Origin of the sequence: Serratia sp. CY32780 (assembly GCF_052169135.1) — a bacterium.
In the GTDB taxonomy this organism is placed as follows: domain Bacteria; phylum Pseudomonadota; class Gammaproteobacteria; order Enterobacterales; family Enterobacteriaceae; genus Serratia; species Serratia sarumanii.
Map to the genome: position 1 here is coordinate 1 of NZ_JBJNLI010000005.1, position 12,834 is coordinate 12,834.

The 12,834-nt window shown below is 61.6% G+C and carries 9 protein-coding genes; 2 read left to right on the forward strand and 7 right to left on the reverse strand.

Annotated features, from left to right (window positions below; translation table 11 throughout):
• Positions 1 to 475 precede the first annotated feature (475 nt).
• Positions 476 to 1,786: an MFS family transporter gene (locus tag ACJ8HH_RS19085; RefSeq protein WP_060452006.1), complete on the forward strand. Its 1,311-nt coding sequence runs from the start codon at positions 476 to 478 to the stop codon at positions 1,784 to 1,786.
• A 36-nt stretch (positions 1,787 to 1,822) separates the two neighbouring features.
• Here the strand turns inward: ACJ8HH_RS19085 and pssA are convergent, their stop codons facing one another.
• From pssA to trxC, 4 genes are all read right to left on the reverse strand, one after another.
• Positions 1,823 to 3,178 carry a CDP-diacylglycerol--serine O-phosphatidyltransferase gene (gene pssA, locus ACJ8HH_RS19090; RefSeq protein WP_033649759.1) on the reverse strand — a complete coding sequence of 452 codons (1,356 nt, stop codon included), beginning with the start codon at positions 3,176 to 3,178 and terminating at the stop codon, positions 1,823 to 1,825.
• Between the two features lie 152 nt (positions 3,179 to 3,330).
• On the reverse strand, positions 3,331 to 5,979 hold the full coding sequence (locus ACJ8HH_RS19095; RefSeq protein ID WP_039568671.1) for a bifunctional acetate--CoA ligase family protein/GNAT family N-acetyltransferase: 2,649 nt from the start codon (positions 5,977 to 5,979) through the stop codon (positions 3,331 to 3,333).
• A 48-nt stretch (positions 5,980 to 6,027) separates the two neighbouring features.
• The gene (locus ACJ8HH_RS19100; RefSeq protein ID WP_033649762.1) at positions 6,028 to 6,717 is read right to left on the reverse strand and encodes a tRNA-uridine aminocarboxypropyltransferase; all 690 of its coding nucleotides are present in this window, start codon (positions 6,715 to 6,717) and stop codon (positions 6,028 to 6,030) included.
• 114 nt (positions 6,718 to 6,831) lie between these two features.
• Positions 6,832 to 7,251, reverse strand: coding sequence for a thioredoxin TrxC (gene trxC / locus ACJ8HH_RS19105; protein WP_004928868.1), 420 nt, complete (start codon positions 7,249 to 7,251; stop codon positions 6,832 to 6,834).
• Between the two features lie 207 nt (positions 7,252 to 7,458).
• On the opposite strand from trxC, the gene ACJ8HH_RS19110 reads away from it, so the two are divergent.
• The gene (locus ACJ8HH_RS19110) at positions 7,459 to 8,547 is read left to right on the forward strand and encodes a tRNA/rRNA methyltransferase (RefSeq protein WP_015378876.1); all 1,089 of its coding nucleotides are present in this window, start codon (positions 7,459 to 7,461) and stop codon (positions 8,545 to 8,547) included.
• Positions 8,548 to 8,605: 58 nt separating this feature from the next.
• Here the strand turns inward: ACJ8HH_RS19110 and emrB are convergent, their stop codons facing one another.
• Genes emrB through ACJ8HH_RS19125 form a run of 3 tightly spaced genes read right to left on the reverse strand, consistent with a single transcriptional unit; the run spans position 8,606 to position 12,809 of the window.
• Positions 8,606 to 10,144 (reverse strand): multidrug efflux MFS transporter permease subunit EmrB, encoded by a 1,539-nt coding sequence (gene emrB / locus ACJ8HH_RS19115; protein WP_033635708.1) that lies wholly within the window; start codon positions 10,142 to 10,144, stop codon positions 8,606 to 8,608.
• 17 nt (positions 10,145 to 10,161) lie between these two features.
• Positions 10,162 to 11,334 (reverse strand): multidrug efflux MFS transporter periplasmic adaptor subunit EmrA, encoded by a 1,173-nt coding sequence (emrA, locus tag ACJ8HH_RS19120; protein ID WP_033649764.1) that lies wholly within the window; start codon positions 11,332 to 11,334, stop codon positions 10,162 to 10,164.
• Positions 11,335 to 11,357: 23 nt separating this feature from the next.
• Positions 11,358 to 12,809, reverse strand: a complete 1,452-nt coding sequence (locus tag ACJ8HH_RS19125; protein ID WP_033635706.1) for an efflux transporter outer membrane subunit — start codon at positions 12,807 to 12,809, stop codon at positions 11,358 to 11,360.
• Positions 12,810 to 12,834 lie beyond the last annotated feature (25 nt).

A 12,834-nucleotide genomic window follows, 5' to 3' on the forward strand; every position in this document is an offset into this window, starting at 1 on the left:
GCTTTTTGTTTTGTCTGTTATCTGGCGTTCTGCTCGAGCATGGCCATGCGAAAGGCCCGTCGGGAACGGGCCTTAACGCCGCGTGCGGCGGCCCCGGAGGGGAGAGTCTCAGGATGAGAGGAATTTTGTAGGACAAATCCGCCGGGAGCGGATTTGAACGTTGCGAAGCAACGGCCCGAAGGGGGGCGGGCAGGACGCCCGCCATAAACTGCCAGGCATCAAACCAAGCCGAAAGCCCTGAACTGACGTTCAGGGCTTTTTGCTATGCGTAAAACGGAAAATCCCCGTTGCAATCCGCTTCAGCTTTCAGCGTGCGGTTTAATATTCATCACAAATTCCGCGCATTGTCCCTTCAAACGCCAGATATTCTTCGTCCGCTATTAAGTTTGGCTGTTAACTTATAAATAACAATAAAGTAACAACTAGAGCGGCAGGACGCCGAATTTCATCATTGCTATGGCTCGGAGAAAATACCATGACAGAAACAACCTCGGTTCTTGAGGATGAACGCGGCGTCGAACAGGGGGCGCTGGATAACAAAAAACGCATTTTTGCCATCGTCGGGGCTTCATCAGGCAATCTGGTGGAGTGGTTTGATTTTTATGTTTACTCCTTCTGCTCAATCTACTTTGCCGCCTCATTTTTTCCGGCGGGCAACAGCACGACACAACTGCTGCAAACTGCCGGTGTGTTCGCCGCCGGCTTCTTTATGCGGCCGATCGGCGGCTGGCTGTTCGGCTACATTGCCGATAAACACGGCCGAAAAAACTCAATGCTGCTTTCGGTCTGCATGATGTGCGCCGGATCGCTGGTGATCGCCTGTCTGCCGACGTATGAGTCGATCGGCAGCTGGGCGCCGGCGCTGCTGCTGATCGCACGATTGTTCCAGGGGCTGTCTGTGGGCGGCGAGTACGGCACCAGCGCCACCTACATGAGCGAGGTGGCAATCAAGGGGCGGCGCGGCTTCTACGCGTCGTTCCAGTATGTCACGCTGATCGGCGGGCAACTGCTGGCGCTGCTGGTATTGGTGATCCTGCAGCAGATATTGTCCGGCGAAGAGCTGAAGGCCTGGGGATGGCGCATTCCGTTTGCCTTGGGGGCCGTGTTGGCGGTGGTGGCGTTGTATCTGCGCCGTTCGCTGAATGAAACCTCCGATGCGAAAACACGTAACCACCAAGATGCCGGTTCGCTGACGGGGCTATGGAAAAACCGCAAGGCGTTTGTGATGGTGTTGGGCTTTACCGCCGCCGGTTCACTGACCTTTTACACTTTTACCACCTATATGCAGAAATATCTGGTGAACACCGCCGGTATGGACGCCAAGCTGGCCAGCGCCATCATGACCGCCGCGCTGTTCGTCTTCATGTTGCTGCAGCCGGCGGCAGGCGCGTTCTCGGACAAAATCGGCCGTCGCAGCTCGATGCTGATCTTCTCGGCATTGGCCACCCTGTTGACGGTGCCGATCCTGTTCGCCCTGAAAGGGGTGAGCAACCCCTTTATGGCGTTCGGCCTGATCGTACTGGCGCTGTTCGTTGTCAGCTTTTACACCTCGATCAGCGGGCTGCTTAAAGCCGAGATGTTCTCGCCGGAGGTGCGTGCGTTAGGGGTAGGCTTGTCTTATGCGGTAGCGAATGCCCTGTTCGGCGGTTCGGCGGAATATGTCGCGCTGTCGCTTAAATCGTTCGGCGTGGAAAATGCCTTCTTCTGGTATGTTTCCGGCATGTGCCTGCTGGCGTTGCTGGTCTCGCTCCGGCTGCATCGTAAAGGCAAGGAAATACAGCTGTAATAAAAACCCCGGCCTTGGCCGGGGTCAGAGTAGATCTTACAGGATACGGCTAATCAACCGATCGATGCGGATACGCCGCAGACGGCGAATCAGCTTGCGCACCTTGATCGGGTACTGCTGAATGCTTTGCAGTTCCTGATAATGGCCGACCACGGTGGTGTGAGTGCGGATGCACTCCAGTTCTGTTTGCCGCTGCTCGCGCATTTCCTGCTTGGGATCGTGGATCAGAATGGCGTTTTCCAGATCCAACCGCCAGGCGCGCGGGTTGAGATTATTGCCGGTAATCAGCTGCCACTCTTCGTCAACCCACATGCCTTTCAGATGATAGCTGTTATCGCCATCCTTCCACAGACGCACGATCAGCTGCCCGGTGTCGATATAGCGCTGCAAGCGGCTCAGAAAACGGCGCAGGTTGATCTCGTACAGGTAGGGCAGCGCGCCGATGATTTTGAACGGCTGGTCTTCCGGAATATAGAAGTCGTTGGCGGTCTTGTCGCCGACGATGATCTCCACCTGTTTGCCCTGGCGCAGCAGATAAATGATATTGCGCACCAGCAGCGCCGGCAGGTTGAAATAAGGGGTGCATAGCGTCAGTTTCTGGTCGGCGCACGACATCAGGTGATGAATGGTTTTATTCAGCACGCTTTGCTTGCCAAGCCCAACCAGCGGCGTCACCGCCAACTCATCGTTGCCGGCCTTGCCGCGGAAGTGATAGCCGGCGCGGCGCAGGGCGAAACGGAACAGGCGGGTCTCGTTTTTGATCTCCGGGCTTTTCGGCCGATCGCTGCGATCGAGGCGCTGTACGGCGCCGGCGGTGAGCAGATGCTGCTTGATGTAATCGATCAGGGTATCGGCCAACACCTCGTTGGTGATCAGCTGGTAGCGATCGTAACGGTATTTCTCATGCTGATGCAGATAAACGTCGTTGATGCTGGCGCCGCTGTAGATCACGGTATCGTCGACCACAAAGCCCTTCAGGTGCAGTACGCCCAACGCTTCGCGGGTATTGACCGGCACGCCGTAGATTGGCACCGACTGCTCGGGATGTTGGCCGGCCATGGCGCAGTACCAGTCGGCGTTGGTATTGGCGGCGGCGGCACCGATGCGGCCGCGCTGTGCGCGGTGCCAGTCGACCAGCACGCAGATTTCCAGCTCGGGCCGCCGCTGCTTGGCTTGATACAGCGCGTTGAGGATCTCGCGCCCGGCGTCGTCATGCTCCAGATACAGGGCCACCAGATAGATGCGTTGGGTAGCGTTGGCGATGGCGTCCAGCAGCGTGGTGCGAAAATCGGACGGCGCGTACAACGTACGAACATCAGCAACCGTCTGGGGGAGTTTGGGCAGTTGTGCAAGGTGTTGTTGATGTTTGCTACGTTTAAATTTTGACAACATCACAGTGCGTTTCTTCTCTCATGATTGATGGCCGGAACGCCACAGGCATAAAAACATTAAACCGAATAATCGGGCGATAATACCATTAGTTGCCTCGATTGTGCGTATGTTTTGGTGTTAAGTGGTGGATTCGTAGCGCATTGCGACGCAGGTCACTGCGCGTCGGCGGCCTGCAGCGGCAGCGTCAGATTGACGATGCCGTCCTCAAGCTGCACCTCGATGCCAAAGCCCAGCCGCTGCGCCAACGCGATCATGCCGCGGTTATTCGGCATGGTGATGCCGCTCAGACGGGTCAGGCCATGGGCGCGCGCATAGGCGATCATTTTCTCCAGCAGCTGGCGGCCCAGGCCCAGGCCTTTCAGGTCGGAACGCACCAGCACGGCGAATTCGGCGTCGGTGTTGTCCGGATCGGACAGCGCGCGAGTCACGCCGATGATCTCGTCTGCGCGCACCGCCACAAAGGCCATTTCTCGATCGTAGTCGATCTGCGTCATGTTGGCCAAATCGTCATGGGTAAACTCGTTGATCTCGCTGAAGTAGCGATAATAGAGGTCTTCCTTGGTCACCCGGTCAATGAAATGCTTCAGCGCCGGCTCGTCTTCCGGCAGGATCGGGCGGAACAAGCATTGGCTGCCGTCTTTCAACGCGATGGTTTCTTCCAGCTCATGCGGATAAGGGCGAATCGCCAGCCGCGCCTGCGGATCGCCGCTGAACGGCGCGAGCTGCATCGAAACGTCCAGCAGGGTGAATTCGCTGCCGGAGGCCAGCACCGGGTGAATATCCAGCCGGGCGATCTCCGGGCAGTCGAGGATCAGGTTGGAGACCTGCACCAGCAGGCGGCTCAGCCCGGGGATATCCAAAGGCCGCAGCGCGCTGCGGCCGCGGATCTTGCCGCCTTTCACCGCCTGCAGCACCAGATAACGCGCCAGCGCCATGTTCAGCGGCGGCAGCGCGACCGCCACCTGATTTTCCTGGCGCCATTCCACGCCGCCTTCGCCCAGCATGATCAGCGGGCCGAAAATCGCATCCTGCTCCACCGCGATGCGCAGCTCCTGGGCGCCGGCGCGGTTAGCCATGCTCTGCACCAGCAGGCCATGGATGCGCGCCTGAGGGTAGGTGCGCTTTACGCGGTCGAGGATCGCCTCCGCCGCGCGCTGCACTTCGGTCGCGGTGCGCAGGTAGAGCATGACGCCCTGAACTTCCGATTTGTGCGGGATATCCGGCGAACGCAGCTTCAGCGCCACCGGGTAGCCGATCTGTTCGGCGATGTGTACCGCTTCGGCGCTGTCTTCGGCGATCCAGGTCGGCAGGGTGCTCAGGTCATAGGCCTGCAGAATGGATTGCACCTCGTGGGTATCCAGCTGGGTGGCGCCTTCGGCCAGCGCCTGATGGATAAGGCGGTGGGCGTCGGCGGTGTTGGCGGTCAGGCCGATCGGCAGCGCCGGCGTCTCTTTCAGCTGCTTCTGATTGCGGCGGTATTCCACCATATGCATAAAGGCGGTCACCGCGCCTTCCGGGGTGCGGTAGGTGGGAATGGCGGCCTCGGTAAACAGCCGGCGCGCCTCTTGCGAAGAGTATTCGCCGCACCAGTTGGTCAGCAACGTGATGCGCTTGCCGCGCGCATGGCGATGCAGCGCGTCGATCAGCCGTTCCGCCGTGGCGGTGCCCGGCGCCGCCGCGCTCGGCGCGTGGATCAACAGCAGCGCGTCATAGTCGTGGCTGTCGAGCAGCGCTTCGATTGCCGCCAGGAAGCGCTGCGGCGTGGCGTCATCGCGCAGGTCGAGCGGATTGCCGGCGCGGATGAACTCCGGCAGCGCGTCGCTCAATGTTGCCAGGCTCTCATCGCTCAGCGTGGCCAGCTTGCCGTTGCGTCCGAGCAGTTCGTCCAGCGCCATCGCCGCCGGCGCCGCCCCGTTGCTGACGATCATCAGCCGCTCGCCGCGCAGCGGATGCATATGGCTGAGGGTTTCCACCGCCGAGAACAGCTCATGGGTATCCTGGACGCGCAGCAGGCCGGCGCGCTGGATGGCGGCGTCATAGGCGGCGTCAAGCCCCAGCTGGCTGTTGAGCAGCAGCTGCGCCTGTTGGCTGCGGCCGCTTTTGATCACCAGAATGGGCTTGTTGCGTGAGGCGCTGCGCGAGGCGGAGAGAAAGCGCCGCGCGTCGCTGATGTTTTCCAGATACAGCAGGATGGCGCTGGTCTTGCTGTCGCGCGCCAAAAAGTCGAGCAGGTCGTCGACGTCGATATCCAGGCTGTCGCCCAGCGCGATGAAATAGGAGAAACCGACTTCGCGCTGCTGCGCCCAGTCGAGAATGGTATTGGCCACGGCGGCGGACTGCGAGATAAACGCCAGCTTGCCCTTTTGGATCGGCACCGGCGAGAAGCTGGCGTTGATGCCCTGCCACGGCGCCAGCAGCCCCAGACTGTTGGGGCCCAACAGCCGCATGGCGTAGCGCTGCGCGCAGGCCTTCAGCTCGGCGAACTGTTCCGGCGGCGAAGAGAGCACGATGGCGGTTTTGCAGCCGCGTTGACCCAGCGCTTCAATCAGCGCCAGATTGCGTTTGGCGTGGGTGCAGATGATCGCCAGATCCGGCGTCAGCGGCAGGCTGGCGACGTCGGGGTAGGCCATCACGCCGCATACCGCCTTGTAGCGCGGCGTGACCGGCAAGATGGGCCCGCCGAAACCGCCGGCCAGCAGGTTGCTCATCATCAGGTTGCCGGCGCGGCCGGGCTGCTGCGACGCGCCCAGCACGGCGATCGATTTGGGACGTAGTAGCGCTTCTAACCCTCGCTGGCTCATGCACGGCTCCTTTTGGCAACGTTACGCCTGATTTTAGGCGCTTTCTGGCTACATTGCTGTGACCGGTGCCTCCGGCCGGGTCGGTTTTCCCGCCAGATACTGTTGACGGAAATAGCGGAAATGCTGATTCAATCCGTCGGCGGCCGGCAGATCGCCCGCCTGTTGCAGCAGGGCGGCGGCCACTTCCGCCGTGCAGTGTTGCTCGGCGCGGCTGGCTTCGCGCAGCTGGTAGTCCGATGCCGCGTCGACGTTGAGGGAAAACACCGGGAATTGATTGAGGTACGGGCTTTTACGGAACATTTTGCGCGCTTCCGCCCAGGTGCCGTCCAGCATGATGAACAGCGGCGGTTTGCCGCCGGCGGGCAGTTCGCTGAACACCGGCCGTTCGGCGTCGGCGTAGGAAGCGGGGAACACCACATAAGGCTGCCGCGTAGGATCGTTAATGGCCGCCAGCAGAGCAGGATCGATCTCGGTGCGCGACCAGAGGAACGCCTGGGTGTCCGGCAGGATATCGGCGATCAGGCGCCCGGTGTTGCTGGGTTTGAGCGGCTCGGCGCCGAACATGATCAGGCAGAAACGGCTGCCGGCCTGCTGCGGGCGAATGGTGTCGCACAGGCAGTTTTTATGCGGTAGCAGGCAACCCTGACAACGCGCCACCCGGCAACCGCGCGCCAGGAAGGGGCGGGTGGCGCGGTCTAAACGGAATTGGCGCAGGCGAAGTACGGCGTTGTCGGTCATAACGATCCTGGGGAAAAACCGCCATTGTAACGCAGAAAAAAGCCCGCCGGGAGGGGCGGGCTCGATCGGGGCGCGTTCGCGCGCGATGGCGGGATACGGCCTATACTTGCCGAATCACACTAACTCGTTGAGCCAGTTGTCAAACGGCGCTTTCGGCATCGCGCCGTTGAGCATATCGACCATCTTGCCCTGACGGAACACCATGATGGTCGGGATGCTGCGGATGCGGAAACGGGCGCTCAGCTCCGGCTCGGCTTCGGTGTTCACTTTCACGAAGCGCACTTTGCCGGCGCGCTCTTCGGCCACGTCTTCAAAGATCGGCGCAAAGCTGCGGCACGGGCCGCACCACGGCGCCCAAAAATCGACCACGACCGGCAGATCGTCCTGCAGCAACTGGTCCAGCGTGGCGGCGGTGGCGTTGATCACTTCACCGTCGAAGAGCTCATGGCCGCAGCGGCCGCATTTCGCGTTGTCCGCCAGACGTTCTTCCGGCACGCGGTTGGTGGCATTGCAAGCTGCACAAACTGTATTCATGTTGACCTCGGGTACAGAGAAAGCATGATCCCCGCAACGCGGTTGCGGAGATGTTTCTTTAATGCTGACAATTATCGGCAAAACCCGGCGCATGAACAATGAGGTTTGTTCAATGGATGTGATAGTTGGGAGCTTTTAGCGCAAGTTGGTGGCTTCGTGCACCAACATCAGGTAATCTTCGCGCCCTGCGCGTTGGTGGAGAAGACAATGAACGATTCATTTAGTGGCAAGAACGGTAAAGTCAAAGTGATGTACGTCCGCAGTGACGACGACAACGGCGACGACCGCAACAAGAATAAACGTCCGGCCGGCAAAGGCCGTCCGGCTGACGGTGCGCGCTCCGGCCGCACCGGTCAAGACAAGGCGCGCGGCGGCAACGATCGCCGCGGCGCCGACTCCCGCCGCAGTGAAAGCGATCGTCCTCGCCGTCCGGCGCGCTCTGAAGATCGCGGCGGCAACGAGTCGCCGTGGAGAACCGTCTCGCGCGCGCCGAATGAAGAGCCGGCGTTCGATCACGGCGGCATCAGCGGCAAAAGCTTTATCGATCCTGAGCAGTTGCGCCGCCAGCGTGCGGAAGAAACCCGCGTTTACGGTGAAAACGCCTGTCAGGCGCTGTTCGCCAGCCGCCCGGAAGCGATCGTGCGCGCCTGGTTCGTGCAGTCGGTCACCCCGCGCTTCCGCGAAGCGCTGCGCTGGATGGCGGCCAACCGCAAGGCTTACCACGTGGTGGATGAGGAAGAGCTGGCCAAGGCTTCCGGCACCGAGCACCACGGCGGCGTGTGCTTCCTGATCAAAAAACGTCAGGGACTGGACGCGCAGACCTACCTGAAAAGCGCCCCGGCGACCGACTGCGTGCTGGCGCTGGAAGAAGTGGGCAACCCGCATAACCTGGGCGCCATCGTCCGTTCGTGCGCCCACTTCGGCGTCAACGGCGTGCTGCTGCAGGATCCGGCGCTGCTGGAGTCCGGCGCGGCGGTGCGTACCGCAGAAGGCGGCGCTGAGCATATCAAGGCGATCAACGCCGACGATTTCCTGTCGGTGCTGGATACCTTCCGCAAGGCGGGTTACACCATCGTTACCACCTCCAGCCATAAAGGCACCGCGCTGGCGCAGGCCAAGCTGCCGGCCAAGATGGTGCTGGTGCTGGGCCAGGAACGTGACGGTCTGAGCGACAGCGCCTGGCAGCAGGGCGACATGAACGTCTCGATCGGCGGCACCGGCAAGGTGGAAAGCCTGAACGTTTCCGTGGCGACCGGCATTCTGCTGGCGGATTGGTGGCGTCAGAATCAGGCGTAATCTTTTCTACGTCGGATAAAAAACGGGCGCCCCAGGGCGCCCGTTTCGTTATTGAAGCTTAGTGAGCGCCGCCGCCCCCACCGCCGCCGGAGCTGAACGGCGGTTTCGCCACCCACACCAGCGCCAGCAGCACCAGGAATACCCCGGCCGACAGCCAGAAGATCTCGTTGGCGGAGATGATCAGGCCTTGCGCGGTGATCTCGTTGGCGATATAGGCCGACGCCTGCTGCTTGCTCATGCCGAGCTGCTCCAACTGCCGGTACATCTCCTGCGACTGTGGGTTGTACGGGTTGACGAACTCCGTCAGCTGCGAATGGTGCTGCGATTCGCGCTGCGTCCACAGGGTGGTGGTGATCGAGGTGCCGATCGAACCCGCCAGCGTCCGCGTGAAGTTCGACAGGCTCGACGCCGCCGCCATGCGTTCCGGCGGCAGGCCGGACAGCGTGATGGTGGTCAACGGCATGAAGAAGCAGGCGATGGCGAAGCCCTGAACGAACTGCGGCCAGGCGGACGCGCCGAAGTCCATGCCCGGTTCAAACGTATAGGCGCGCCAGTAGAAGCACACGGCATACATGATGAAGCTGAAGGTGACCAGCCGGCGCATATCGAGCCGGTTGCCGAACTTGCCGATGATCGGCGACAGCAGCACTGGGATCAGCCCGACCGGCGCCGACGCCAGCCCCGCCCAGGTGGCGGTATAGCCGTATACCTCTTGCAGCAGCTGCGGCAACAGCACGATGGCGCCGAAGTACAGCATGTAGGCCAGGCTGATGCACAGGCAGCCGATGGTGAAGTTGCGTGACTTGAACAGTGACAGATCCACCACCGGGTGGTCGTCCGTCAGCTCCCAGACCACCAGGAACAGCAACGCCACCACCGCCACGACGGTCAGGGTGATGATCTCGGTCGAGTTGAACCAGTCCAGCTCCTTGCCCTGATCGAGCATCACCTGCAGCGAACCGATGCCGACGATCAGCAGCACCAGGCCGACGGTGTCGATCGGTTTGATCTCGGTTTTGGTTTCTCGCCCCTTCAGCGTCGCCATCGCCGCCACGATCACGAAGGCGCCGATCGGGATGTTGATGAAGAAGATCCAGCCCCAATGGTAGTTGTCGCTGATGTAACCGCCGAGGATCGGCCCGAAGATCGGCGCGACGATAACGGTCATCGACCAAAGCGCCAGGGCCATCGCCCGCTTGGCGGGCGGGTAGTTGTTCAGCAACAGGCTCTGCGACAGCGGGATCAGCGGCCCGGCCACCACGCCCTGGATCACGCGGAAGAAGATCAGCATGCCGAGGCTGTTGGAGATGCCGCACAGCCAGGAGGCGAGGACGAACAGCGCGGTGGACCAGAGGAACAGCCGCACTTCGCCGATGCGCTTCGCCAGCCAGCCGGTGATCGGGATCGAGATGGCGTTCGCCACGCCGAACGAGGTGATCACCCAGGTGCCCTGCGAGTTGGAAGACCCGAGGTTACCGGCAATGGTAGGGATCGCCACGTTGGCGATGGTGGAGTCCAGCACCTGCATGAAGGTCGCCATGGCGAGCGCGACCGTCATCCAGGCGAGCTGGGCGCCTTCAAGCGGTTTCTGTGGCAAGATGGCCTCCCGCGCGCTTAGCCGGCGTTTGCATGGATCACGTCGGCGATCAGCTGGTTAACCGGCGCCAGATTCAACGCCAGCGCGTCGCTCTGGTACAGCGGTTTGTCGCGCACCACGTCGGCCAGCACGCGGCCGTCCAGGTTGGCGGTGTCGACGGTCACCAGCGTAGAAAGACCGATGCGCAGCGGATGGTCGGCCACCTGCTTGGCGTCGAGCTCAATACGCACCGGCAGACGTTGCACCACTTTGATCCAGTTGCCGGTGGCGTTCTGGGCCGGCAGCAGCGAGAAGGCGCTGCCGGTGCCCATGTCGATACCGGCCACTTTGCCCTGATACACCACGTCGTCGCCGTAGACATCGCTGACCACCGTCGCCGGCTGGCCGATGCGCATGTTGGCGATCTGGGTTTCCTTGAAGTTGGCGTCAACCCAAATGTGATCGGCCGGCACCACCGCCATCAGCGGCGAACCGGCGGCGATTTGCGCGCCGACCTGCACGCTGCGGCGCGAGACATAACCGGTAATGGGGCTGATCACTTTGGTACGCTGCAGCGCCAGCCAGGCGTCGCGCATTTGCGCGGCGGCCTGTTGGATCGCCGGCTGCTGTTCCAGCGGGGTATTCAGCACCATCGCCTGGTTGGCGTTGTATTGCTGCACCGCCACTTCCAGCGCGGCCTTGGCGCTGTCGACCGCATCGCGAGCGTGTTGCAGCTCTTCGCGGCCGATGGCGTCAACGCTGCCCAGCACCACGCGGCGCTTCAGATCGTTCTCGGCCTTGCTCAGATCGGTCTTGCGCAGGGCGATGTTGGCCTGATACTGCTTGCTGTTGATGATCAGCTGGTGGGTCTGGCGCACGCTGTTGGCCAGGCCGGTCTTGGCGCGTTCAAACGCCTGCTCGGCATCGGTCGGATCGAGCGTCAGCAGCACGTCGCCCTGCTTGACGTAGTCGGTGTTGTCGAAATTGACGCTGTTCACGCTGCCGGACACCTGGGCCATGATCTGCACCTGGTTGCCGGAGACGTAGGCGTCGTCGGTTTCCTGGTGATGACGCAGCACCAGGAACCAATACACTAAGTAAGCCACCCCTATAACAATGAAAATAACCGTCAGCAACAGCAGCCAAAATTTACGCTGCTTCTTTTTGCCGCTCGGCTGCTGCGGGTTTTGGATTTCCGCGCTTGCGCTCATGGTGTTCTCCAAGCCTTATATTATTATGCTTTCGAATCCGCTGCGGCCGGGGCCTGATAGCCACCGCCCAGCGCACGGATCAGTCCTATCTTCGCCTGCAGTAAGTTGCTGCTGGCATTCAACTCCGCCTGTTGCTGCTGCAATAGCTGCGTCTGGCTGGTCAACAGATCGTCGCGCCCGATAATCCCTGCCTGGTAACGGGCGTTGGCGACCTGATACACCTGTTGCATCGACTGGGCCGCGGACGCCGCCTGCAGCTGCTGTTGCGCAGAACTCTGCTGGATGGTGATGGCGTCGGCGGTTTCCTGTACCGCATTCAGGATGGTTTGGTTGTAGGATTCCACCGCTTCGTCATACAGCGCGGATTCCTCGCCCAGCTTGCTGCGCAGCGCCCCGGCGTGGAAGATCGGCAGCGAAATCGCCGGCATCACGTTCCAGGCCTGGCTGGCCGCTTCAAACAGATTCGGGCTGGTGCCACTGGTATTGGTGGTCATCAGGCCGGCGAAGGCTGAAATGGTCAGGCTGGGGTAAAACTCTTTACGTGCGGCGCTGACGCGCTGGCTGTAAGACTCCACCAGCTGGCGTTGCGCGGCGATGTCCGGGCGTTTGCCCAGCAGATCCGCCGTCAGCTCGCCCTGCGGCGCCATCAGGTTGTCTGCAGGCAACGGCACCTGACGCAGGTGCTGCATGGCGTTCGGCCCCTGGCCCGCCAGCGCGGCGAGTTGGTGCCGGAGCTGCTCGATCTGCGACTGCAGCTGCAGGATCTGCTGCTTGGCGACGTCGGACTGCGCCTGGGTTTGTTGCGGCACGTCGACGCCGGTCAGGCCGGCCTGATAGCGCTGTTGGCGCAGCGCGGTCAGGCGCTCATTGTTGTTCACTTCCTGCTGCAGCAGCTTCTCGAGCGCCAGATTGCTCTGCAGCTGATAGTAGGCGGACGCCACCGAGCTGGTCAGCGTCAGCGCCGCCTGTTCCTGCTCGGCGCGCGCGGCGTTGACCTGCGCTTTGGCGGCGTTCACCTGGTTGCGGTATTTGCCCCACCAGTCGAACTCGTACGCCAGGTTTAACCCCAGCGAGTTGGAGCTTGAATAGATTGGCTTATGCGGATACCCCAACCCCATATTGACGTTTTGCGGCACGCGCTGGCGCTGGGTGCTGGCGTTCAGATCCAGGTTCGGCCCGTTGGCGGCGCTGGCTTCGCCCACCACGCTTTGCGCTTCGCGCACGCGGGCGGCGGCCTGCCGCAGGGTCGGCGAGCTTTGCAGCGTTTGCGTCATCAGGGTATCCAACTGCGGATCCTTGAGGGCGCGCCACCACTGCGGGCTGACGGCCAGCGAACTGACTTTCGGCTGAGCCAACTGCAGGCTCTGCGGATCCATCAGCGTGGATTGCGGGGCAATATTATCGGTCGAAGCACACCCGGCCAGCAGCAACACGGCGAACAGCGGGGTGAATCTCCAGTTAAATGGGGATCGCATAATAGGTACCTGAACAGAAATTGTG